This is a genomic window from Paenibacillus sp. FW104-T2 (assembly GCF_058789975.1).
Map to the genome: position 1 here is coordinate 130,293 of NZ_JBYTCE010000011.1, position 23,910 is coordinate 154,202.

A 23,910-nucleotide genomic window follows, 5' to 3' on the forward strand; every position below is an offset into this window, starting at 1 on the left:
AAAGAGTGTTCTAGCCGATGTAGATGATCGCTGGAGCACTCTTTGTTGTTTAATCTGTCCATATTCTGCGAATGGAAGGTGGCCCCTGCTCTCCTCGCTGCCGTTCCAGCACATACACATCTGGATTGGTTAGCAGCCTCCACTCTTCGTAACCAAAGGACCTTTGATAATGGCGAAGGAGCAGAGATAACATGTTGCCATGAGTTATAACAGCCGCAGATTGCTCCGGGCGACTCCAGCATTCCTCCAGCACTTCCATCCCACGTGCGGTCGCGATGCGTGACGACTCTCCGCCTTCTTCTGCGAAGTTCTCATCGGTATATGTCCGTTCCAGTACTTCCATCCAGTTCTCCAGATGACGCGTGCTGAGCACTCTTTCCTGAAGACGCTCATCGGTATGTATATGTTGAGATGCAGCTCTGGCGAGCGGTGCTGCCGTCTGGAGCGTTCTTTTCCACGGACTGGAGACAATGTAAGCTATGGAATGAACAGCAAGTTTCTCCGCCAAACGCTCTGCCTGACGAAGACCATCATCTGTAAGTTCTGCATTCGGCTCCTGTCCTGTTGCCTTGGCGTGTCGAATGAGGTAGATCGATTGCAGGATTCTCTCCTCCTCTGGTACAGCTCATCTGGACATCGTGTCAAGATACCGAAGAGCAGCCTTCATTTTCTCCTGATCCTCCAAATGTCCTCCTGAACTCAAAAATGTAACCTGCTCCTCCGGTCTCTCCCCATGCTGTTCCGTCAACTCAAGCAGTTGCTTCAGACGGTTGACCGTGCCTGTACTGCCATCAATAATCTGTACATGATCCGGAAGTACAGTCCGGAGAATGTCTGAATAGAACGGATAATGTGTACAACCAAGTACAACCGTACCGTATGAATCCAGATCCAGATCAGCCAGTTTCCGGCGAAAATACGCAGCACTTTTTTCCGGATCAAAATCCAGCTGTTCACACCATTCCACGAGTTCAGGCAGTGGCATGGAATCCACACTGTGATGGTCATCCACACGGGATACGAGTTCGTTATATTTGCTCTGACTCAAGGTTAGTGCCGTTGCAAATACGAGAACTCTCCTCCCGCTTTCACGGTTCATCTCTACAGCCGGCTTCACCGCAGGCTCCATTCCGATGACCGGGATATCATACCTGGCACGCAAATCCTTTACCGCCAGACTTGTCGCCGTGTTGCAAGCAACCACGATTGCTTTTACATGTTCCCGCACGATCGCTTCCGCGCAATCAAAGACATGCCCTCTTACTTCATCGGCCGATTTGGTTCCGTAGGGGACATGAAGCGTATCTGCATAATACAAAAATTGTTCTTCAGGCAGCTGCTGTAAAGCTTCATGCAGGACGGTTAAACCGCCGATGCCCGAGTCAAAAAATGCAATTTTCTTATTCAAGGGTTTCACCTCTATAACGTATTCTTTTGGGTACCAGGTCCAGGAACCTGTATTTCCTGCTCATGATGACTGGAGGTGAGGATTGTTCTAGAGAACTAATATTCTTCATTCATTTTATACTGTCTAAGCCAGTCTTTGCCACTGTTCCACTCGTTCACGGAATTCTGCTCCCCGAGCAGCTCCGTACTTGCCTGAGCCATAATCCATTCCCTTAGGCCGTTATCGGAGCTGGACTCAAGTTTCTGTAAAAGAACATGCAGCCCTTCCTCACCCGTATTCAGGATCAGTCCATACGCCTCCGGGCTGCCTGTAATATAATCGTTAGGATTACTGCTGCTCACGATTACAGATTCACTAACCATTTCCTGCAGGCTGTGCTCAATCACCCCTGATATATTCTGTTCTTCGGTCTGGACCGAGCACCCTCCCACCACAAATACAATACTCAGGGATACCAGGCTGCGTACCAAATGTTTACGTATCATCGGACCACGCCTTTCAACAAAAGTTTAACGAAATAGGGACCTGCCATTCATTTCCCAGTACCGCTGCTCCTCTGGCACCCGATCCAGGAAATCCACATAGGATCCAACCCAGCCCTGAGGCATGTAATGTTCGAAAGACGCCGGCTCGGGAAACATGGAGCAAAACTGTCTTTGGTCAAAATCCACAAGGAATGAAGGTACAAACTTCAACCACTCGTCACCTTCTTGATGCTGCTTCCTAAATTGATAGAGACGGTCTCGCAGCTCTGCGGCGGTTACTCGCTCATCCTGAATAGCCTGCAGGAATACTGCAGCGGTTTCCTCGTTCAGTATTTCAATGCCGAACCGTTCCTCCATCTCCACATTCAAAAACCAGTACTCCCGCTCAGTTACATACCAGCAAAACGTCCCACGAAACAAGACTCCCGCAATGGTATTCTGCGCATATTCAGGCTCTGTCTTCATAATTATACTCCTCCCGGTAAATACGGATATGAGCTTCAATGACATGTTGCAGATCCTTTTGTACATATATCCGAATCACCGGGTTCACCCTCTATGACGAAGTCGTAATGCTGAAATCCATGCCGTATTGGTACAGTCCCAGTTTGCGGGCCACCTGCTGCGAGGAAAGATTGTCCCAGGATGTACTGTAGAGAGGAATGCGTCCGCTCTCTTGCACGTGGTACTGCCAGCATTTGACCGCCTCCACCCCATATCCATGTCCTCTGTAGGCAGGAACTGTATGCAAGCTCGCTTCTGCGCCCAGCTCCGAAGTTCGGGCAGAGCAGCATACGGCTACGGCGGAAGCTCCAATAACATAAGCGACTACAGGTGCTTTCGCATGCAAGCGTCCGATGAGATCGTGAAAATGCTCTTCCAGCAAAAACGTATGATGGTGGTCAATAAGCTGCACATATGAATGCCACTCATCCCATTTCTCCCGGAAGACAAATGCAGGCCCCATCCATAGATTCTTGACGGGCTTATAAGCCTCGATCGTCCCTATCAGCTTCGGAATGTCAAGCGGAAGCTTCGCTTCAGTCGCCAGCAGATCCGTAAGGTTTGGCGGCAGGTCCTCATGATAATAAGGTAGAAGGCCAGCAGAAATCATGCCAATAAACAAGGCAGGCGCACGCCCGCCTTCCGGTTCGTTAATACCAGTCAGACGCTGCTGCATGTTCATCGTATATAAGGTCTGTGCCTGTATTTTCATCAAGTCAGACGGTTCAATATTGAATAGGCGATCCATATTATTTAACCAGCCTTAGTAATAACCGCTCGCCTTCACTTCGTTTATGAACGGACTTTTCCAGAAACTCGGGCAGTTGCCGCAATTCAGCCGGACGATATCCGGGCCCGCAGCCACAACTATGGTAGGTGAATCCGTGGCGATAAAGAATCGCTACCTTCTTCCATTGCTTCAGATCGCTTTGCTTCGGTGCTCTAAAATCTTTTCCCATGCTAACCATGGGTGCTGCACACTGCGGGCATTTAAATTCAAGCCTTTCATACACTTCAGGAGCGAGATCATGTCTCGATATTTGCTTAAATGATTTGCGGCAGTCGAAACAGGCATACGTATCTTTGTATGGTCCTGACATGGCATATCTGCACAAAGAACTGCACCTCCTCATTAATTTCCATTATACGGTATATTCCAAGGAGAAACGAATGCTAACTGATAATTCCTAATGAAGAGCATACTGAACTGAATTTCTGGATCCATCATTCACCAGTAATACATTCATCCTGTTTTACCGCCAGCTTCCAGGCTTCACCGAGCTCCTTCACGGATGCATAGCGACGGGCCCGATCAGGATCCACTGCTCGAATTACAACCTGATATAAGGCTTCTCCAGCGTTCCACTTGGCATATGAACGATCCTTCTCTCCACCAAGCAGTACAAACGCCGTTGCACCCATGTTGAATACATTGGTTACTCCATCGATGGGTGCACCGAATTCAAACTCCTCGGGAGACATGAAGCGGGATGAGCCCCACATGCGTCCCATGGAATTGGTAAACGAACCCTTCTGATACAGATCGATATCACAAATCTTGATCTTATTTTGTTCAAAATCATTGATCAGACTGCCATCGTAAAAATCAACAGCTACATACCCTTTTCGTTCCACCTCAATATGAAAATTCAAGATCTGCTCCATCGCCTGAATTTGCATCTTAATAGGGAGTTGCCTGAAACGATAATATGGTGAACGCGGATCTTCATATTTCGCTGGAGCCGGAAAATACCACTGGGAATGCAGACATTCTCCATCCACCCAATCAAATACACAGACATAACCCTGTTCCGTTGCAAAATGATCTCTTAGTCGAATCAAAGCGTCATGCTTCAAATCCTCGTAGACTGAAACAGAAGATCTCAAACTACGGATGGCTTCCGGCGGACTATTAAGTATACTCGCATGAATGGTACGTGCTCCCGCATATTTAACAAAGAGCCTTGTACCGTCCTCCTGTATCATACCAAAGGACAGATTGCCGGAATCCTGCTGATCAAATACGCGAAATACCTTGCCCAAGGGCCGTAACCATTCGAAAGAATGGGGCTCTTGTAATACAAAGGCGTTACCGTCCACTTCAAGATGAACCGTATCTGTCATATGGACCTCACAGATGGATAAACATATGTCATATGAGCTTCATCATACCCTTGTCCCTCAACTTCAAGAGCATAATTCTCTATGCCATACGTTTCGAATCCATATTTTTCGTATAACCGTCTGGCTGATTCATTCGTTGTAACCACACTCAGGTTAATTTGCCTGATGCCCTCCAGTGTCTCTCCCCGCTTCAATACTTCTCGGAGCAGCCTTGAAGCAAGCCCATGCCCTCGATATTGCGGAGCCACGTACACTCCCCAGATGAATCCCTTGTGCCTGAGTTTGAGGCCGTATTCTCTCTTGAAACCCATCATTCCAACCAGTGTTCCTTCTGCTGTATAGGCTCCAAGGATGTAATCACCGGGCTCATTATGTATGCGATCCTGCACTTCATTCATTGGAAGCTGAACAGACAACTCGTATGATGCTCCGAAGGATTCCGGATGATTTTTCAGCGCCTCCAGACGCAAAGACCAGTATTGATCCACTTCATCGCGCCGAATATTGCGGATATTGAATCTGCTCTGCTTGATATCTTCGCTCATTCTTCGATCACTCCTTGCATCTCGTAAGGATAGTCGATCTGCTGCTTCACATTCTCGGCTGCCTCCCGTCCGGCAAGCAATCCAAGTACGTAAATTCCGAGATCAATCGACGTGGCGACACCGCCGGCCGTAATGACATTTCCGTCCTTGACAATCCGGGTCTGGATGACCTCGTCTGCGTACGGCTGCAGTAGATCATACACATTAGGGTGAGTCGTAGCCTTCTTACCAGAGAGAAAACCTGCCGCACCGAGCAGCAAAGAGCCCGTGCATACCGACACCTTCATCGGAACCTTCTCTGCCTGTTTCAGCCATCCTACGAATGCTTCATCAAACCGAAGCTTTCGCGTACCCATGCCACCAGGAACAAAAACCATATCGTACTCACCCAAGTCCGGCTTCACTCGATCCACTTGGAGCGTTAATCCGGATTCGTCCGTGACCTGATCGGTCATCGCACAAGTTTCCCATGTACTGCCCTTGGTTGGTTCAAAGAAATTCAGCCGATTGATCACATCATAAAATCCTGCAAAATCAAGAAAGGTTAAACCATCAAACAAAACAAAAGCAATTTTCAACGTGAAAACCTCCCATGTTTTTATTTCGACGCGTCTCGTTCCATCGCTTCCTTCACCCAATCACGATGACTTCGAACAAGCTCAAGCCCTCCTGACTTAAATTTATTAAGTCTGCCCTATTTCAGACCTCGCGCAATAATCCACTCCAACCACTTCCACGGAAGCAGCGTTTTGCCAACAATGAGCACACGAGATCCTTTGCCGAGTGCATAGCGGAGCCGGGGTGCACGCATCCGTGCAATGCGGGCGATCAGGTCAGCCACTTCCTGCGGATCGGGCGCAGTCTGGCCCGCATGTGCAGAATAACGAAGTACCGCATCCAGTTTTTCTTTATAAGGGGAGTTATCATTGCGGTGAATTTCACCCAGCCCTTTATTCCATATGGGTGTGCGATAAGCTCCCGGCTCAACCAGGACTACCTTTACGCCAAACGAAGCCATTTCATGCCGAAGACTTTCGGTGAAACCCTCCACGGCAAATTTGGAAGCAGCATAAGGCGCGTAGCCCGGGAACCCCGACAAACCGCTGACACTGGAGAGGTTGATGATGAGTCCCCGCTTCTGTTCACGCATGACCGGAAGAACCGCACGCGTCATTGCAATCAGACCGAAGAGATTCGTCTCCATTTGCCGCCGCCAATCGTCCATGGTTACTTCCTCGATGAAACCACCAACTGCAAACCCTGCATTGTTCACCAGTATGTCAATTCGCCCATACATCTGAAGCACAGCCGCCACAGCAGCCTGTACCGAAGCCGAATCCGTCACATCCAGACGCATATAATGCAATCGATCCGCAATGCCTGCTTGTTCTGCCAGCTGGACTAATTCTTCATTCCGGCTCAGATCGCGCATGGTTGCGGCAACCCGGTACCCCTGCTTGGCAAGCGTAATCGCAGTAAGCATGCCGAACCCACTCGAGGTTCCCGTAATTAATGCTACTGGTGCAGTCTCTCCCTTAGTGTTCTGTACCATCTCCCCGTCCACCTTCCTCCATTGAATCGATCAGCTTCTCCCTTTCTATCATTACAAGACTGAACATGGCTTAATATCCGCTTCACTCAAGTCCAAGTCCAAGCTCAAGCACGTTGCCTCTCCACTCTGCGCAGCTTGGTCATTCCCGGTTCGAATGAGTAGGGAACATAATCCGTCTGCGGCACAGTGCACTCAAACCGATCTCCCAGTTTCAGGAGTTGACGCTGCACCTCGCCTTTCACCCATTCGAGATCATCACCACCTCCGCCAAGGCGAAGAGCAATTTCCAGTGATCCGTCTCTACGCTGAACAACACGGTAGTGCTCCAAATCCGGAGAAGCGGCTATAACTGCGCGGGTGATGAAGTCCGGAAATACAGGTACCTCCTCACCGGTATGGCGATGTGAAAAATAAAGCGTGTCATCACAGCGACCTTCGATCCGTTCAATGGCGGTAAAGGGTGAGCCGCAGTCACATGGGAATGCCGCCTCGGTTAGAATGTCATTCAGCCGATACCGGATTATCGGCTGTGATGTTCTGGAGAAGTCCGTAATAATGGGAACAAATCGCCGGGAAGCGGAATCAATAAACTCCTTTTCAATATGGACAATATCTTCATTCAAATGCAGTGTACCAAGACGGCAGGTCGCACCCAGAAATCCCTCTGTACATTGGTAGACTTGATGAATCGTTTGACCAAAGACGCGCTCCAGCACCTTGCGATCGAGTGGATCCAACACTTCGGCGACAGAGATGATTTTCTCGGGAGTCGCAGTCAACGAACCCACTTGATAAGCATCGGCCAGCATTCTCAGCATGGATGGAGGAGCTACCCACACGGTGGGACGATACTCTTCCATACGCTCGACCAAGGTATGCACGGGTTTCAGCAGATCAAAATATTGAAATTGCAGCTTGCCCCGCTGCACCGATTCATACAGGTTACTGTTAGCCCGCAGGAAAAAAGCAATCTTGGCAGGCTTCCACAGCCCACCAGGCAGCAGTTTGGCCAGCACAGTCCCCGTCCAGGCGTCCTGCTCCCGCTCACTCACAAGAAATAATCCCCGGTTCCCCGATGTCCCAGAGGAAAGACCAACCGTAATGCCTTGAACAGACGGTTTAAAATCACGTGTGTCTTCACTTTCTCCGGCAAGGGTCATGGCTTCGTTCTTCGAAATCCCGACCGTGTTGAGCTGGTCGAAATGCTGCATCATGATCTTTTTATCGATTATCGGAAAGCTCCTCCAGGCGGATGCTTCAGCATCTCCCCACCACTCTCGGTAAAACGGAGACTGTACACGAATTCGCCCGATATGCCGAAGGATCTGACGTTCCTGCCAATGTTCAAGCTCCTTACGTGATTTCCATTTTCGCAGTCCACGTGCCAATGCATAATGATAAACAATTCGCATGGTACTCATAAGTAATTCCCTCCCGTCCCCCACGCATTCAGCGCTTCCAGACAGTGGCTGGGTACAATCCGAATCTCGGGAAACTGCTGATGCAGCCGCACGAGTTTGTCAAAATTCATTCTGTATTCGGATCGATCCGACATGATGATGCCTGCGAGCACATGTGGTCTGCGTTGTTCACGGAAGGCCCGGCTGGACCACACCGCATCCGCGCACAGGAAGTATTCCTGTTCCCCCGTGCTGAGCAGGATGCCCATCATGCCTTCTGCGTGACCGGATACCTCTACACCAAGCAGGCTGCCATCACCGAAAAGATCGTATACCTCAGCAAAAGGGAAGTCGTCTCCCGCCTTCGTCCATCGCTCTGATTGTCTCATCACGGGCAAAGAACGGTCTGCAAAATCTCCCGGCAAAAGTCCGGATAAGAACCCGGATTTCACTGCTGCAACCGGGCCGAGTGATCGCACGGCCTCATACGCTTGGGGCAGATAGATGAACTGTGCCTCCGGGAAGTCACGCACCCCCGCGATATGGTCACCATGAAAATGGGAGAGAATAATGTAACGAATATCCGATGCTTTTAACCCTAACCGAGCAAGGAATTGTACCGCACTGTCCTCTTCACGATACACCACAGGCGTAATATGGCGATACAGCGCATTGGGCAGATGTGCCGTCTCCTTAAAGAAACGGGAGCTGTACCCCGTGTCCAGCAGCATCGGACCATGCACGGGATGAATAATACAGGCAAAGCCAGCAGGAAAGAGCACTGGCCGTAAACTTCCGCCCCGAATTGTCAGAAACTCCGGGTGGGTACAGAAGCCTGCCGCCCCCAGATGAAGTTCTACCTTCGTTGTTGTCAGCATGATTCTGCCCTCCACCAATCTGCAAACTGCTGTAGGCCTTCTTCAATGGTTACTCGCGGTGTATATCCTATCCGCTCTCGGGCGTCATGAATATTCAGCGTTTGCGGAATGGCTAACGAACCCACGGTGTATCTGGTTAGCTGCGGTTCGCCCAGCTTAGGCAGGAGACGATGCACACTCTCCAGCAGCAATGCTGCTCCATAAGCAGCCCTGTAGGGAATATTTCGGGGGTGCAGCGGCATACCCAGTAATTCAAACAGATGACTCACCAGTTCGTGGAACGGCCTCGGATCGCCATTGGAAATATTGTATGCCCTCCCCAGCGCTTCAGATGGCGCACTCCAGCATAACAGCAGCGCATCCACGACATTATCCACACAGGTGAGATCAATGACAGCCTGACCGCCCCCAATCATGGGCACACCTGATTTACGGTTAGCTGCGACGATTCTGGGGAAAAGCGTCTGATCATGTGGACCGAAGATGGCTCTCGGGCGAATCATGATGGAAGGAAGTCCGTTTGCATGGGCCTCAAGCACCACTTGCTCCGCCATTCTTTTGGTCGCTGCATAATGATTCGCTGGTTTGGCTGGCATGGGATCATCCTCATGAATGTCATATCGCGGTATATAATTAAAATACACGCTGGGCGTTGAGACATGAATGAATCGCTGTACACCCGCTCTCCTGCAACCATCGACCAAATGCTGCGTCGCTTCCACATTGCTGCTGTAAAAGTCCTGGTATCTGCCCCAAGGCGATGATAGCGCCGCACAGTGAAAGACGGCATCCTGATTGGTACATGCCTCAGCTGCTACTGACTTGTCACGCAGGTCACCTTGATAAAATTGGATCCCTTCGGCTTCCAGCTGAATACCGTATTCTTTTTTTCGGCCCATGCCCGTCACTCTCCAGCCCTGCTCTGCGAGCCTTAGCGCAAGATGTCTGCCCAAACAACCTGTTGCTCCTGTAACCAATGCTCTATTCATGGTTGTTCACCGTTCCATTCTATGTCGTGAGTCAATGCTTCAGTCAGAGATAGCTTGTACTTGCGTGCAAGACGCCAGGCGGACAGGACCACGGCCGCTTGTTCCAGCATGGGGCGTCTATCATTCTGCAGGTGTACGACATCTCTTGCACCTCGCCAGGCTGCCATCCATGCTCGCCACTGATCCGGTCGTCCAATCTGCTGCAATCCGCTGCCCAGCATCGGCAGCATGAGCATGGCCCTGCTGTGCTGCTTGGGAGTTATCAGGATACCTTCCTTCACCAGCGCTTCAGGCGTAACGATGGCACGTACCAATTCATCCCCCGGGTAGAAGAGATGGATTCCACTCGTAGCCCTGGGATTACACTCAATTGCAACCACCCGTCCCTCCGGTCCTTCAATAAAATCAAATCCAATCTGACCGCTAAATCCGGTAGCCTCTATAAATTGCTGAACCCACTTATAAGTACTCTCGTGCTCCACGTGTTCGAAATAGACACTGGCTCCCACGCTGCCTGTGCGATAGCGGCTGTCATACGTGGTATGAGCCACCATGTTCCCTTCATGAGCAACGCTGTATGTGCACAATGCTCGCCCAGAAACGTAAGCCTGAGCTACCCAGGGGAGGGCTGATGATATTTCTGCCTCACCTGGAGGAACGTTCCGTGAACCAGGCATGCGAACTCTGGCTGCAAATCGGGAATACACCGGCTTCCATACCCACTTCCCTTCCGTGTCCAGAACAGATTGGGTTTGAATCCATTCTTCCCGGCTGGTAATCAGACGCGTATCCGGTACAGCAAGGCCCATGGATTGTGCAAGCTGGATAAAATGAAACTTGTGATGCAGCTTATGCAGCTGCTCCAGTGGAGAAACAAGGACATGGCAATACGGACGCAATCTCTCTGCTCCCTGCGCAATATAGAACACTTCTTCACACATTGGAAGCAGCAGGTCGATTTGCGATGCTTGAATAATCCGTTCGAGCTCAGACAGATATGCCGCTGTTTCATGACGCGGGGATGGTACAACATAGCATTGCTCCACTGCACCGGACAATCTGCATAGATGACGTGATGCACTCTCCGCAACATACACACGATAACCTGCGCGCTTGAGCATGCGTGCCAGATCTAGTGTAACGGGAGCACGCCCCCCAGTGAGTAATACACTTCGGATTGCAGCAGCATCATCGGATTCTCTGAATCTAGTAATCAAAAATAAGTCCTCCCAATGACAATCCAGCGGCCGTTCCAATCAGGAGCACCCGATCACCTCGCCGGATACGCTGCTGCCTGATCGCCTCATGCAATCCCATGGGAATGGATGCGGCAATGGTATTCCCATGGTTTCGTGTAATGTCCATAAAGCGGTCTTCGGGAATATTTAATTTTTTGCGAATTAATCTCATGGCCATGGCACTGCCCTGATGCGGAATGACCAGCTTAAAATCTTCCATCCGGTTTCCGGAGGTCTTCAGCATATCGTCCAAGAATCCGGGAAGAAGCCTGGAAGCCATCCGGAAGATCGCCTGCCCATCCATATGAAAAAGGTAAGGCTCCGGCTGATCGGCCATATAATTCGAGGCATGAAGCCGTGTCCCCCCACCCGCAATTTCCGAGAATCTCGCCGCTCGGCTGTACGTCTTCAGGGAAGCATGCACAATCCGGGAAGATTGCTCTTCTTCGGAACGTTCGATAATGACCGCGGCGGCTCCATCGCCAAAGAGGGCCGCACTCTCCTTATCCGACCAATTCAAGCCAGCAGAAGCGATCTCCGTTGCTACGAGCAGTACCCGGCGATAACGACCCGCATCCACCATATAGGACATAACGTCCAGACCGTTTAGAAAACTCAGACAGGTTGCATCCATATCAAATGCCGGTATACCTGATTCCTGCTCTCCCATGGCCAGTTGAATGAATACTGCAGTGCTTGGCAAAGGCTGCTCCTTCGTACCGCTGGTGCACACCAGACAGTCGATATCGGCAAATTGCAGTCCTGCGTCGGCAAGCGCAGCTTCTGCAGCTCTCGCCCCCATGAACGAAGATGTTTCCTGACCGGAAGCATAATGGCGAACACCTACGCCTGTGGCTTTGGAGACCCAGCCTGCCGGCATATTCAAGCGGATATCCAGCTCCTCGTCCGTTACTTTCCGCTCCGGCAGATACTTGCCCGTTCCGGCAATTCTCACTCTTCTAAGTTGCATTTCCCCAACCTCTTTCTGTTTCATCTGACTGATTCAAATGACTTTTACACTGCGCCAGAGATCTCGAAACGTCAGCGGACCCGAATCTCCAGAACATACAGCAGAAGGGCAGATCATCTGCCCTTCCGAATGAAACGTTGTATTCAATATGGTTATTCAGTATCCACACTATTTCAGGATCTCATCAAGTGCGGTATCGAGTGTATCATATATAAACGTGAACCCTTCCTGCTCCATCCGCTCTGGGATAACCCAGCGGCTTTTGAGGACCAGCTCCGTTTCGGTCCGAATGAATCGCGCTCCCACTTCAAGCATCCAGCGAGGGGAAGGAATACCCACGCGGACGCCCATATGACGTCTCAGGCTCTCCATCAGTTGGCGATTGGTAACCGGATGCGGAGACGAAGCATTAAACACCCCTTCAAGTGCTGGGTGCTGCTGAAGATAAAGGACCATGCGAAACAAATCTTCAATATGAATCCAGCTGAACTGCTGTGTTCCGGGTCCCTGTGACCCGCCCAAGCCAAAACGCACCAGATTCGTGAGCGGCTCCATGACGCCGCCTTTGCCCAGCACAATCGCAATTCGCAAGGCAATCTGGCGGGTAGAAGGCAGACTGAATTCGAAGAAAGCCTGTTCCCACGCCTTGGCAACATCCACCGAGAATCCGGAGCCAATCTCACCTTCTTTTTCTGTCATGGGGCGGTCTTCTGCATGTCTGTAGATCGTGGCCGTACTTGAATTGATCCATAGTTCAGGCGGATGTTCACATTCAAGGATAGACTCGCCAAGAATACGTGTCGTGCTGGTCCTGGATTCTAGGATAACTCTGCGATTCTCGTCGGTGTAACGACAGTTTACAGATTTTCCGGCCAGATTAATCAACATTTCGGCACCTTCAAGTGCTTGCCTGATACCATCGGAGTCCTCCCAGGCAATATGACCTGGCTGACGTGAGATGATGAGCACCTCATATCCAAGTTTCTTGAATCTTTGTGCAAAATCCTGACCGACAAATCCCGTACCTCCGGCCAATACAACCTTCTTCACGTGATCCCCTCATTTCCATAAGCGATAAGACAATCCCTCATATATGGATAAACACGGTTACTGCACGTTTCGTTCGATGTTATCTGGCACCCATGGCTGCATAAAGCCGATCCCGCTCTTGAATAGCCCAGGTGTTTGACGGATTCTGCTCCAGCTGATAACGGAGTTCATCATAGAAATCATGAATCATGAATCCTTCAGGCAGTGTCCCAAGCATGCTTGCAAAATCATACTCCGGCAGGGCTCTCTGTCCTTCCCCAACCTGCTTCAGCCAGGCCATCCACGAGGCAAGATCAAGCACTTCTTCCTGCCACAGTTCTGCCTGTAATCCCAGGGCATCCTGAAGCTGCTCATAGGCAGCCGAATCAGGGAACTGGTGACAGGCCTTAACAGCCAGATCATACAGTTCCATTAGAGCAGGCCGAACTTCATGCTTGACTTCCATGTCCAAGCCTTCCGTGAAATCCTCAACCCGGATGCTCAAGCCGTCATCATATAATAAAGGTGCTTGTGCAAGCAGGCGTACAATTTCTTCCATTTCATTCGTTGAAATCTTCTTTTGCTCATAGAGAGCAGGTAACATATAAGTGGTAATCGTCATTCACTCCTACATCGTTCTTCTATTAATGACGTATATTATAACATGATTTGGCTGAGTATCCTTGAATTCACTTGAACAACGACAAAAAGCAGTCAAGCCGGAATCCATTCTGCTCAACTGCTTTTTGCACACATGTGTTCTGAGATTCAGAACCTCGTGAAACTTTTAAATGTGAATAGAGAAGATTAACTCTACATAAAAGCCTTGACCACCGCAAAATACTCACGGATCATGTTGATCGGTTTCAGGTATCCCGGAGACGGGGCCGAAATGCCGTATTCGGCAGCGTAGCCATTTTTGGCAGCCAAGTACTTGGAACGGAACATATGGTAGTCACTGGTGACAATCATGATCTCGGGGTGCTCCAGCCCCGCTTCGTCAATAATTCTTTTGGAAAAGGCCATATTCTCCTGCGTGCTGGTTGACTTGTCTTCCATAATAACCTGGGCTGGCGTGATCCCCTGTTCCACAAGATAGTTTTTCATGGCGAGTGCTTCTGGGATCGACTCCCCTGGCCCCTGGCCTCCGGATACAATGACCGGCGTCTGCGGATGGTTGCGGATATAGTCCAGACTGGCATCCAGCCGCTGCTTCAGCGTCAGTGATAACTCTGTGCCTTTGATGCCTGACCCCAGAATAATGACATAATCCGCCTGCTCCGGATCATTCGCATTCAGCTGTGTAAATACCAGTGCTTCAATAATGACAAAGGAAACCGCGCCAATACCGAATACCGTTAACAAAATGCGCTTAAGCACCACGTGCTTCTGGTAGTCAATCCGTCGAAGTACGATAAAAGCCACCGTAAGCAGTCCAAACAACATCACCGCGAAATTTCGGCCCCAGAATATCAGAAAAACGATAAAACAGGCTACCAGAACAAGATCAATGATCAGGCCTTTATCTTGAATAAACTTTTTCATTAACCGGGTAACACTCCTTCTTAAACCTGCACCGCTCGCTCTCTACGGATCCCATAACCAGGCTGTTGTATGCCAAATAAACAAATGATATGAATGTTCGTTACGACCCAAATCTGCCACCAGGCTCCATGGATTGAATGTTAGCAGTTTCGCTGAAAGGTCCATTACGACCTCTGAAACTCATCCCTTCACAATTGTTAGCTTCGGCCATTGCTCCTGCCAGCGCTTCTTCTCTACACGCCGATTGTACTCCATGACATTCTCGTATAATGGACTGCGGCGAACAGTTAACGCATACAGGTCATCTAATCCATGCGGGGCACAGAACCCAATCTGGTCCTGTTCATCCAGCTGAACGCCTATGGCGGTTACGATCTCAGGCCAGTATCGCAGGGCATCTTCTGTAGACTGATAGGGCACTGTGCCATTGCGCAGATGCATTCTCGCCTGGTTTTTCACGGACCACTTGGGATTGCTTGTCGCCTCCCGCAGCTGCAGCTCCAGTTGTACATCGCGCCCTTCATTCAGGTCTTCGGGATCGAAGTATACCACATCAATATCGCTGTGCAGTTCGCGCCGAGTATATCCATGGAGAAGATCCCAAATGTAATTACGAATATACCCCGCACCGATGTAACACTGAGGCAGCTCCAGGCTCCGAACCTGCCGCAAATCATGCATTAATTTCTCATGTGCCTTAATGGACTGGATGAATCTCTCCTCAAGCAGCACCTGATCCTCTCCTTACTTCTTTGCTCTTTAGGTCCTATCTATGACTCTACCTCTTTGAACTCGTCTGACTCCAATATACCATGCTTAAGTACCTTCGATAAAATAGACAAATCCCCTCAGTCCATACCTGGAAGATCATCTTGGACAGATGCTCCTTAAGGTATGTCTCCACTGAGGGGATTTGAAAGATTTATTTGTAAGCTTCAGAAGCGCGGAACAGCAGCAAGGACTTACACCATGTATCCATGATCCGGAATTGGGTTCATCCCCACATGCCGATCAGCAGGATTCCACCGAAAATGACGATGGAGCAGAGAATCCGCTTTTTCCCCTGCTGCTCTTTTAACAATAAAATGCCGAGGAACGCCGCAAATACCGTTCCCACTTCACGCAAAGGACCCAATCTCGCCATGGGAGCCTGCTCCAAAGCAAACAGGAATAACAGGTACGAACCTGGGTTCAATAGTGCCCCAAGCATAATGGTGGATCGGTTCACTTTCCATTCCTGGCGTAATTGCCGGGAAGCCAGAAGCGCCGGCGTCAGTCCCGCAACAAATCCGATGTTCGTCACCTCAAGCAGCGACAAGGGCGAGATATGCTGCAGGTTCAATTTGTCCACAAATACATAACTGGTCGTGCATAGTCCCACGCATAAAGCCATCAGTACCGGCTTCAATCCCTGTTCCCGTGAACCCTGCTTGGCATTTTTGCCTCCTACCCCGCTAAGTACCAGAAATCCACCGAGCATGCAGGCAATCCCGATCCATCCGAATGAAGACAGGGTTTCTCCCAGAAAAAAGACACCAATCAGAGGCACCAGCAAGGTACTCGTTCCCCGCATAATGGGATAAATCTGAGACAAGTCTCCAAGCTCGTAGGTTTGAGATAACAGCCAGGAATATAACGCCTGCAGAGCCATAGACAAAACCAACAGGGCATAAGCTGGCATGGTTAAGGGTTCACGTACCAACTCCACAATGAGTACAGGCAGCAGGATGACGGTAGGAATCATCATAATGGACCACAGAAACACACTCTTATTCAAACTTCGTTTGGTGAACATGCTCCAGACGGCATGAGCCATTCCGGATGCGAGCACCAGAAATATTGGTAAAATCATACGTTATTAATTCCTCTCTAATCGCCTTGCTCTATTGAACTCTATTTCGCTGAAGTGCTCTCAGGTTGATGTTCCGGCTGTTCCATGACGAGTGATCCGTCTTCGAGACGAATCCAAGTATCGAAGCTGCGCTGACCTGCCTGCAGCTGAATGACCCTTCCTCCGCGCAGCATACCTTCTCTTCCATACGTATTGTGCCCGCTCGAGCGCCCGTAACATAGACGAATGCCGTGAAGTTTGCCGTGAAAATCATTCACGTGATCATGTCCGCAGAACGTACCCATCACATCTCCCATCTCCAGCAGCGCCGAGAACAGACCCGAGTTGACTTGTGCAGCACAGACGGGTTCGTGCTTGCTGCCGTAACATGTCTGAGTGTCCCACATCACTTGATATTCCGGAATCGGGATATGGAAAAACGCCAAGGCTGGAAGCTTCTCCCCGCGGCTGCGGCCGGGATTTACGCGTGTTGATTCAGACATCAGCCACTGGATCTGATTGGGCTGAACCCAGCCATAACCGGGGATCTCCGGGAACGACGAATAGCTTCCCGAATCAAGAAAATACAACACGGCTGCCGGAGTGCCATCCGCTCCTGCAATCTCGAGTGTGTAATTGCCCAGCCCTGCAATTTGGCTGGGACCCGGTTCCGTTACCGTATGGTGGTGTTCCTGAATGACTTCCATCAGACCCGCCGGTGTAATCCGATTTTCGGTATCATGGTTACCGTACACAAATGCCCACGGAATCCCACATTCCTCCACAACAGATACGGCTTCGCGGAAGGCCTGTTCTGGATGCTCGCACGCCTTTTTCCCTGGATCAACGGGGCCTGTGTAGATTACATCTCCCGTAAATACGACCAGGTTAGGCTGCTCTGTTTCGATGACCGTTTTCATCAATTGACGGGTACGCAAGTCTTCAGGCCGACTATCTTTCCAATGCAGATCCGTAAACTGAACAATTTTGAACGTTTCATCCGCTTGAAATGCAAGCTGACGTCTCATATTGATTCCCCCTAATAGTTCGTTATGTACATACATCACACTGTTGTGGTTTCGTGTGGTTTTATGTTGTTTGTTTGATCCGATCTTATCCCCACCTCTTCATCCTGTCAATACATTTATTCCGGTCATGAAATAAGCACACTATAGCTAGAAGTATAAAAATTAACGTAGAATAGAAAAAAGTACGAAATGGAATACGGGAGGGCAAGTTATGTCGTTAACCTATGAAGAACGCAGACAGACCATTCTAGCTCAATTGGCCACCCAGGGAAAAGTTCAGGTGCAGCTGCTGGCTGACCACTTTCAGGTATCAACGGAGACCATCCGGCGCGATTTAGACCGGCTTGAAAAGGAAGGTGAATTGCGTAAAGTCTATGGCGGTGCAGTTCGTGTACGCTCAGGAATGATTGAAGCCTCTTTTCAGAAGCGTTCATTACAGCAACTGACCGAAAAACAACGTATCGGCGCTGCTGCAGCATCCCTGATTGAGGATGGGGAAACCGTAATGTTGGACAACGGGACAACTACGCTTGAAATCATGCGCCAACTGAAAAATCGGTCGCAGATCACGGTGATTACCAACTCTGTGCCCATTCTTGCCTGTGCTCTGGAGAATTTCGCAGGTAAGATCATTTTTGCCGGAGGCGATATCAATCCAGCGGTACAAGCCTCGACAGGTCATCTGGCTCATGAATTGTTGAATCAATTCAAAGTCAATAAAGCCTTCATCTCTGCCGGCGGAATATCGTTAACGGACGGCATCACAGATTATATGCTGGAGGAAGCCCAGATCTCCCGTAAGATGATGGAACGTGCGGAGGAATCCATTCTTGTAGCAGACAACACCAAATTTGGACGCTCCACCTTTGCGCAGATTGCACCCTTGGATCAGATCTCTATGGTTATTACCGACGATGGATGTCCCCCAGAGTGGGTAGACGCGCTGCACGGAATGGAGATTGAAATGGTTCACAGAATTTGACAACCGAATTGAATTGTTATAATTTGGGGTATAATGATCGTTCTATCTGATCCTAAAGGGAGAGATTGCAGCTATGAGCAGCAAAAAGGAAATGCTGTTGAACGTGGCAGAAGATTTATTCTATCAACATGGATTTCACTCCATTGGCCTGAAGCGGATTATCACGGATGCAGATATTGCCATCATGACCTTATATAATCACTTTGATTCCAAGGATGACCTCATCGTGGAAGTTCTTCTTCGGAGAGAACTGCGATATCTGGAACAGCTGAGACAATATGCAGATAACAAGGCGCAGCCCCTGTTTCTGAATCTAGCCGAAGGGCATGCTCGCTGGCTGATGGAGCACGAGTCCCGGGGTTGTATGTTTTTGCGTGCCAAGGAAGAGTTTGGCGGCGATCCGGAACATGTGATTGTTCAAGCTGTGCATGCGCACAAAAAACATGTGATGACCCTGATAAAAAAATTGGATGCGTCCATTACGGATCGGGATATGATCCGATTTTCCCTACTCTTGGAGGGCTCCACCGCGCTCGCTGAGACTCAAGATGTAAGTATTGTCTGCCGGGAACTGCTTGACATGACTCGAAACAGTTTCAAGTTGTCCCACACCGGGTGAGTTATAGTTCAACTCACTTTTTTTATTTCAGCAGAAATATAATGATCGTTCTATCTAAAAAGGCGGTGGATATGTTGAAAAGAATTATTTTTCCCGGGATCGCACTTATTTCGGTATGTTATGCGTTCGGGAGATTCAGTTATGGTCTGTTTATGCCGGAAATTTCGCAATCGCTGCAGTTGGATGATACCCAGTCGGGTGCAATCAATTCAGCTACTTACATTGCCTATTGTCTCTCTTTGATCATTGCACCTTTGATTATTAATCGCATCGGACATTACCAGGTTATTCATATGGCCGGCATAAGCGCCATAATTGGTTTGCTTGGCATCGCCCTTTCTCCAAATGCCTTGGTCCTAACCATAGCCGTATTTCTCGCCGGACTGAGTACAGGCCTGGCTTCTCCTGCTTTGGGTAACACCGTCTATGCGGAACTTCAGCCTGAGCAGCAGGCACGTGGTAACAGCTGGATTAACACGGGAACAGGCTTCGGCATTATTGTTTCCGGCCCAATTTATCTATTGTTCAGTGAATACTGGCGCTGGTCCTATATTTTCTTCGCTGTTCTTGGTGTTTTGGTTCTGCTGTGGAACAGACGCGTTCTTTCGCCACGCAAAACCGAACCTTGCACCAAATCACTCTGGGCATGCATGAAACCCACCAGACCTGGTGTAGCTCTGCTTATGGCTTCCCTATTGACAGGCTTTAGTTCTGCGATCTATTGGACGTTCGCGCGAAGCTTCCTGACGGACGAAAAAGGGGCCTCCGATTCGGAAGCCGTATTGTTCTGGATTGTAATGGGGATTTTGGGGATTTTGGGCGGATGTGCCGGGCGAATTATCGAACGTATTGGAATCGGGCGTTCCTATCATGTCGGTATCCTGCTGCTCGCCATTTCCCTTGGTGTTATTATTCTGCCATCCATGACTGCCAGTCTGACGTCTGCCGTCTTGTTCGGAAGCACCTACATCTTCCTGACCAGCGTGTTTATCGTGTGGGCGACCAGACTATTCCGCCCAAATACGTCGATCGGGATCAGCCTTGCCTTTCTTGCACTGGGTGCGGGACAGTTCTTTGGCTCTTCCATTGCGGGTTACACGATTGATGCATTCTCCAATACGACAGCATTTATCGCGTTCGCCGTGTTGGGGCTGTTTGGATTGCTGATTCGGGTTAAGGTAGCAGAGTAACGTCGATGTCTATGCCAGATATACGGTCAATACATTCACGGCACATCGGAAACCGATGTGTCCAGTGGATGTATCTGGTGTATTGGGGATTCTTATGTTGAGGGTGCACCTTAAACGCCTTGGTACGGTTGAATGATCAGCTCATCCCACACCTGAACTTCGATATAACGTTCCGGGCCCCATTCACCATTCCGGTTCCATTCCTGAGGCCATCCATAGTTCTGAATGACCTGCAGAATTTCATCTTTGGTATACACCTGCTTACGATTCGGCTTATCATCCGAATAACGCATGGTTGGGAAGAGATCTGATATGCGTTCAGGTCTGTCATACAGATCACGCCTCCGTCAGCGATATAAGTACACACTCTTTTATAAAGATACTAGCATCGTCTATCCTCGTACAGCCTGGCCTTCTGGATGACGGATTGAATAAAAGAAGCCTTAGCTGCAGTGTATCCCACACGGTCATGTCTGAACTGCTGTTCCAGCTTTTTCTTCAACGCGTAATACTCTTCCATAACTTCGGAGTCTCTCCTGAGAGCATTGCGAAACAGCAAGTTATCCTTCCATTCCACGCTCCTGTACTTGTAGACATGAAGATGATGCGTACCTGCTCTCCATTGTCCTTTTCGGAAAAACAAACGCTCCGGAAAATCCGGCTTGGGCACATACTCGTACCCCAGTTCTCCCAATGCTTCTATATGTACTGCCTTCACATCGTTCAACTCATGTACTCCTGCCATCATATCGATTAATGGTTTCGCCCCAAGTCCCGGCACAGACGTACTCCCAATATGTTCAAAATCCACGCAGATTTCTGCCAGCACTTTCATGATGTTATTGCGTTCTACGTGATATTCCTCAACCCATCTTGGGTCATATTCGGATACGACCACTTCTTCTCTCATAGTGATTTAGACCTTTCTGTCCCTTACATTTATTAGTCATAGTGTACATCATGTGAACATTGATGGAAATAACCGTTGTACATCATTTAGGTCTAGCAGCCATGGTTCATTTAACATATTTCACTATTAATGAGGAAATATTAACCATTTAATGATAAACTAATAAAAAAGTGGTTCACTTTAACTCATGATTGATTAGGAGGACATACGATGTTAGGTGTAAAAGTAGAGAAAGAAAATGATCAGCTGATTATTCGCTGGCAGTTTTCTAAAATTAGCATTCTGATCCCAGATATCCAATCCGTTACGCTTGATGAAACCTATGGTGGAAGTGAGCCTTCAGCCATTCGAATCGGTGCAGCGTATGGCGCTTCTGAAACCGTCCTAATCCGCACAGCCCATCAATCCTACGTCCTGTTCACTTCCAATGAGACTTTATTTCCAAAGATCAATGCTCTGATATCCAGCACAGCGAGTAACCCTTACATTTGATCCACTTCAGTATCCATAAAAATCACAATAAAAAAAGCGCTGGCATCCGCATAATTACTTATGCCATGCTAACGCTTTTTAGGTTCACGATACGCTGAACGCCTTGAACGACTATTTCCAACTCCACTCAGGCAACTGATCCAGAGTTATGACATAGTCGCTGTTGTACACTTCTTTTAAGAAATCCACAGTATTATGCTGGCCACCCCTCAGGAATTCACCTGTCCAGGTACAGAACCAGCTCCAATGAATGCCCTGCTCCTCCATCTGCTGTGGATCAGGAATGGAGCCGGTCTCCGCGAGTGCTATCAATTTGCTGTCACTCACCAAATTTCGCAAGTTCTCGTACCGTTCTGCAAGTGGATCATGGTCCCCTGCTTTCGGATATACATCCACGCTCACAATATCCACGACATCATCGCCCGGATACCATTCCGGATGTTCCGAGTTCCACACCCAGATGAGATTGCCCAGCTCATGTTGGTTGACCAATCGATCATACAGCAGACGATACAACTGTTTGGCAGGCTCAGGCCCTTTCGCTCCCCACCAGAACCACCCTCCTTCAGCTTCATGAAGTGGGCGGAATAACACAGGTACGCCTACATCCTTAAGCTCTTGCAGATGCCCGGCGATCACATCGATATCCCGGATCAACAAGGCATACTCATCCGATTCGGGGTGAGCCAGCGCGGAGGCGAGATCGAACGTTGTGGCCTCCGTATAAAATCCCCGCCACCACTCTTTGCCGGGTTCATCAATCAGCTGGGACGGTGCATTCCAGTGCCAACACAAGGTCACGATCCCGCCTTGCTGATGCCATGCAATCATATCTCGTATTTCCTCGGAGGTCGCCCCGCGCTCTTTTCTTGAAGGTGAGTATTCCATCAGATCAAACCCAATCACAGCTGGTTTCCGTCCCGTATTCTCATTAATCCAGTTCAGGTTGCTGTATTCCTGCTGTCCCGAAAGTACTGCCGACCCGTAACTCTTGACCAAGTACCTCATCAATTCCCTTGCCTCGGAAGTCGCATCTTGATTCACCAAGGTACTGCTTATCTTATTTTCCGTCATTGAACATCCCCCATTCCAAGGCAGGGTACATAGCGACCCAAATATCAAAATCAACCGAATTACGTATCCTATATGACTACGCCAAACCCTCTTAACCAACAACGCCAGAACGCTCAATACTTTCCACGAAATAACGCTGTACAAACAGATACAAAATAATCAGCGGCGCAATCGCCAGCAAAATGCCGGTATCCACGATCATGGCGACATAGTTCGGGTCAGCCTTCATGCCGGAATTCGAACCAAAACCCATCAGTTGAGGAATCAACTGATTGGCCTGAGCCGGTAAGGAAGCGACCTTGAGTGAGATTAATGGACTTTCACTCATGAACAACGCCGAATAAAACGTATCATTGTACTGCCACACAAAAGAAAACAGGATGACCGTGATCAGTGGTGAAATGGCGTTGGGCAGCATGATTCGGGCAAATGTACGGAATCCGCCCGCACCATCAATCAGCGCAGCTTCTTCGATCTCTTTGGGCATACCCTTGAAAAACTGCCGAAGAATATAAATGAACAGCCCTGCCTTCAGCCCTCCGGCCGTCGCTGCAGTAATCATGGAAGGCCAATAGGTGTTTAACAGATTAACCCCCTCCCTGCCCGTAAACAGCTGAATGATGCCCAGAAAGTCGAAACTTCGGAAATGCAGGTACATCGGTACCATCAGCGTGCTTGTCGGCACCAGAATGGTGAGAATCACCAGCACAAAGAGGACATTGCTGCCTGGAAAAGTAAAGCGGGCAAATCCATATCCGGCAAGCGCACAGGATATCGCCGTTAAAAGCGTCGTTATGGTAACAAACAGCAAGGTGTTCGCGAGCAAGGGCAGGTAATCCATTACCTGTGCGGCCAGCCTGATATTGTCCAGCGTGAAATGCTGGGGAATCATATAGATAGTTGGATTATAGATATCCTGTTTATCCTTGAACGCAACCGAGATTTTAAGAAATAACGGATACAGAATAATAAATGAAATGCCGATGATCAATGCATATCTGAATATGGAATACAGGAGGTCCGATGTTTTATTTCGAACTCGCTGCAGTTGATAATTCTGCTTCGGAACCACCACCATGCGATCCGTTCCCGACACAGCCATAGTCTAGTAGCCCTC

General features: G+C 49.2%; 29 protein-coding genes. 4 read left to right on the plus strand and 25 right to left on the minus strand.

Annotation, left to right across the window (positions count from 1 at the left end; translation table 11 throughout):
• Positions 1 to 49 precede the first annotated feature (49 nt).
• The 21 genes from AC3WQ3_RS15785 to AC3WQ3_RS15885 all read right to left on the minus strand — a co-directional run bounded on the left by AC3WQ3_RS15785 (position 50) and on the right by AC3WQ3_RS15885 (position 17,526).
• Positions 50 to 604, minus strand: coding sequence for a histidine phosphatase family protein (locus AC3WQ3_RS15785; protein ID WP_492472792.1), 555 nt, complete (start codon positions 602 to 604; stop codon positions 50 to 52).
• Between the two features lie 21 nt (positions 605 to 625).
• Complete coding sequence (gene murI / locus AC3WQ3_RS15790; RefSeq protein ID WP_336779328.1) at positions 626 to 1,408, minus strand: glutamate racemase; 783 nt, start codon at positions 1,406 to 1,408, stop codon at positions 626 to 628.
• Between the two features lie 95 nt (positions 1,409 to 1,503).
• Positions 1,504 to 1,893, minus strand: coding sequence for a hypothetical protein (locus AC3WQ3_RS15795; protein WP_492472725.1), 390 nt, complete (start codon positions 1,891 to 1,893; stop codon positions 1,504 to 1,506).
• A gap of 24 nt (positions 1,894 to 1,917) precedes the next feature.
• Entirely contained in the window at positions 1,918 to 2,358 is a 441-nt protein-coding gene (locus tag AC3WQ3_RS15800) for a hypothetical protein (protein WP_492472726.1), read from the minus strand.
• A 91-nt stretch (positions 2,359 to 2,449) separates the two neighbouring features.
• Positions 2,450 to 3,145, minus strand: coding sequence for a GNAT family N-acetyltransferase (locus AC3WQ3_RS15805; RefSeq protein ID WP_492472727.1), 696 nt, complete (start codon positions 3,143 to 3,145; stop codon positions 2,450 to 2,452).
• Position 3,146: 1 nt separating this feature from the next.
• Complete coding sequence (locus AC3WQ3_RS15810; protein ID WP_492472728.1) at positions 3,147 to 3,512, minus strand: hypothetical protein; 366 nt, start codon at positions 3,510 to 3,512, stop codon at positions 3,147 to 3,149.
• Positions 3,513 to 3,621: 109 nt separating this feature from the next.
• The gene (locus AC3WQ3_RS15815) at positions 3,622 to 4,521 is read right to left on the minus strand and encodes a serine/threonine-protein kinase (protein WP_492472730.1); all 900 of its coding nucleotides are present in this window, start codon (positions 4,519 to 4,521) and stop codon (positions 3,622 to 3,624) included.
• Positions 4,518 to 5,066 carry a GNAT family N-acetyltransferase gene (locus tag AC3WQ3_RS15820; RefSeq protein WP_492472731.1) on the minus strand — a complete coding sequence of 183 codons (549 nt, stop codon included), beginning with the start codon at positions 5,064 to 5,066 and terminating at the stop codon, positions 4,518 to 4,520. The genes AC3WQ3_RS15815 and AC3WQ3_RS15820 overlap by 4 nt, the downstream gene beginning before the upstream one ends.
• Positions 5,063 to 5,644: a DJ-1/PfpI family protein gene (locus AC3WQ3_RS15825; protein ID WP_154895855.1), complete on the minus strand. Its 582-nt coding sequence runs from the start codon at positions 5,642 to 5,644 to the stop codon at positions 5,063 to 5,065. Before AC3WQ3_RS15825 ends, AC3WQ3_RS15820 begins: the two co-directional genes overlap by 4 nt.
• Before the next feature lie 116 nt (positions 5,645 to 5,760).
• A complete protein-coding gene (locus AC3WQ3_RS15830) occupies positions 5,761 to 6,618 on the minus strand; it encodes an SDR family oxidoreductase (RefSeq protein WP_492472732.1) in 858 nt (285 codons plus the stop codon).
• Between the two features lie 104 nt (positions 6,619 to 6,722).
• On the minus strand, positions 6,723 to 8,039 hold the full coding sequence (locus AC3WQ3_RS15835; protein WP_492472733.1) for a F390 synthetase-related protein: 1,317 nt from the start codon (positions 8,037 to 8,039) through the stop codon (positions 6,723 to 6,725).
• Positions 8,036 to 8,896, minus strand: coding sequence for an MBL fold metallo-hydrolase (locus AC3WQ3_RS15840; RefSeq protein WP_492472734.1), 861 nt, complete (start codon positions 8,894 to 8,896; stop codon positions 8,036 to 8,038). Before AC3WQ3_RS15840 ends, AC3WQ3_RS15835 begins: the two co-directional genes overlap by 4 nt.
• On the minus strand, positions 8,890 to 9,885 hold the full coding sequence (locus AC3WQ3_RS15845; protein WP_492472735.1) for an NAD-dependent epimerase/dehydratase family protein: 996 nt from the start codon (positions 9,883 to 9,885) through the stop codon (positions 8,890 to 8,892). The genes AC3WQ3_RS15840 and AC3WQ3_RS15845 overlap by 7 nt, the downstream gene beginning before the upstream one ends.
• Positions 9,882 to 11,102, minus strand: a complete 1,221-nt coding sequence (locus AC3WQ3_RS15850) for an ATP-grasp domain-containing protein (protein ID WP_492472736.1) — start codon at positions 11,100 to 11,102, stop codon at positions 9,882 to 9,884. The genes AC3WQ3_RS15845 and AC3WQ3_RS15850 overlap by 4 nt, the downstream gene beginning before the upstream one ends.
• Positions 11,092 to 12,093: a beta-ketoacyl-ACP synthase III gene (locus AC3WQ3_RS15855; protein WP_492472737.1), complete on the minus strand. Its 1,002-nt coding sequence runs from the start codon at positions 12,091 to 12,093 to the stop codon at positions 11,092 to 11,094. Before AC3WQ3_RS15855 ends, AC3WQ3_RS15850 begins: the two co-directional genes overlap by 11 nt.
• A gap of 168 nt (positions 12,094 to 12,261) precedes the next feature.
• Entirely contained in the window at positions 12,262 to 13,143 is an 882-nt protein-coding gene (locus tag AC3WQ3_RS15860) for a TIGR01777 family oxidoreductase (protein ID WP_492472738.1), read from the minus strand.
• Between the two features lie 79 nt (positions 13,144 to 13,222).
• Entirely contained in the window at positions 13,223 to 13,744 is a 522-nt protein-coding gene (locus AC3WQ3_RS15865) for a hypothetical protein (protein ID WP_492472739.1), read from the minus strand.
• 191 nt (positions 13,745 to 13,935) lie between these two features.
• Entirely contained in the window at positions 13,936 to 14,667 is a 732-nt protein-coding gene (locus AC3WQ3_RS15870) for a YdcF family protein (protein ID WP_154895846.1), read from the minus strand.
• 180 nt (positions 14,668 to 14,847) lie between these two features.
• Positions 14,848 to 15,399, minus strand: a complete 552-nt coding sequence (locus AC3WQ3_RS15875) for a nucleotidyltransferase family protein (RefSeq protein WP_492472740.1) — start codon at positions 15,397 to 15,399, stop codon at positions 14,848 to 14,850.
• 262 nt (positions 15,400 to 15,661) lie between these two features.
• Positions 15,662 to 16,519: a DMT family transporter gene (locus tag AC3WQ3_RS15880; protein WP_336779311.1), complete on the minus strand. Its 858-nt coding sequence runs from the start codon at positions 16,517 to 16,519 to the stop codon at positions 15,662 to 15,664.
• Positions 16,520 to 16,560: 41 nt separating this feature from the next.
• Positions 16,561 to 17,526 carry a metallophosphoesterase family protein gene (locus tag AC3WQ3_RS15885; protein WP_492472741.1) on the minus strand — a complete coding sequence of 322 codons (966 nt, stop codon included), beginning with the start codon at positions 17,524 to 17,526 and terminating at the stop codon, positions 16,561 to 16,563.
• Between the two features lie 211 nt (positions 17,527 to 17,737).
• Here AC3WQ3_RS15885 and AC3WQ3_RS15890 point away from each other — a divergent pair, with 211 nt between their 5' ends.
• The 3 genes from AC3WQ3_RS15890 (at position 17,738) to AC3WQ3_RS15900 (ending at position 20,317) form a co-directional block, all read left to right on the plus strand.
• Positions 17,738 to 18,508: a DeoR/GlpR family DNA-binding transcription regulator gene (locus AC3WQ3_RS15890; RefSeq protein WP_336779309.1), complete on the plus strand. Its 771-nt coding sequence runs from the start codon at positions 17,738 to 17,740 to the stop codon at positions 18,506 to 18,508.
• Between the two features lie 73 nt (positions 18,509 to 18,581).
• A complete protein-coding gene (locus AC3WQ3_RS15895) occupies positions 18,582 to 19,127 on the plus strand; it encodes a TetR/AcrR family transcriptional regulator (RefSeq protein ID WP_492472742.1) in 546 nt (181 codons plus the stop codon).
• A 74-nt stretch (positions 19,128 to 19,201) separates the two neighbouring features.
• A complete protein-coding gene (locus AC3WQ3_RS15900; RefSeq protein ID WP_492472743.1) occupies positions 19,202 to 20,317 on the plus strand; it encodes an MFS transporter in 1,116 nt (371 codons plus the stop codon).
• A gap of 110 nt (positions 20,318 to 20,427) precedes the next feature.
• On the opposite strand, the gene AC3WQ3_RS15905 is transcribed toward AC3WQ3_RS15900, so the two are convergent.
• Together AC3WQ3_RS15905 and AC3WQ3_RS15910 are read right to left on the minus strand one after the other, a co-directional pair.
• The gene (locus AC3WQ3_RS15905; protein WP_492472744.1) at positions 20,428 to 20,610 is read right to left on the minus strand and encodes a hypothetical protein; all 183 of its coding nucleotides are present in this window, start codon (positions 20,608 to 20,610) and stop codon (positions 20,428 to 20,430) included.
• An 89-nt stretch (positions 20,611 to 20,699) separates the two neighbouring features.
• Entirely contained in the window at positions 20,700 to 21,227 is a 528-nt protein-coding gene (locus AC3WQ3_RS15910; protein WP_492472745.1) for a GrpB family protein, read from the minus strand.
• Positions 21,228 to 21,437: 210 nt separating this feature from the next.
• Here AC3WQ3_RS15910 and AC3WQ3_RS15915 point away from each other — a divergent pair, with 210 nt between their 5' ends.
• Positions 21,438 to 21,719 carry a SunI/YnzG family protein gene (locus tag AC3WQ3_RS15915; protein ID WP_492472746.1) on the plus strand — a complete coding sequence of 94 codons (282 nt, stop codon included), beginning with the start codon at positions 21,438 to 21,440 and terminating at the stop codon, positions 21,717 to 21,719.
• Between the two features lie 111 nt (positions 21,720 to 21,830).
• Here AC3WQ3_RS15915 and AC3WQ3_RS15920 read toward each other — a convergent pair whose 3' ends face one another.
• Both AC3WQ3_RS15920 and AC3WQ3_RS15925 read right to left on the minus strand, forming a co-directional pair.
• Positions 21,831 to 22,793 (minus strand): glycosyl hydrolase, encoded by a 963-nt coding sequence (locus AC3WQ3_RS15920; RefSeq protein WP_492472747.1) that lies wholly within the window; start codon positions 22,791 to 22,793, stop codon positions 21,831 to 21,833.
• A gap of 91 nt (positions 22,794 to 22,884) precedes the next feature.
• The gene (locus AC3WQ3_RS15925; RefSeq protein WP_492472748.1) at positions 22,885 to 23,895 is read right to left on the minus strand and encodes a carbohydrate ABC transporter permease; all 1,011 of its coding nucleotides are present in this window, start codon (positions 23,893 to 23,895) and stop codon (positions 22,885 to 22,887) included.
• Positions 23,896 to 23,910: the final 15 nt, after the last annotated feature.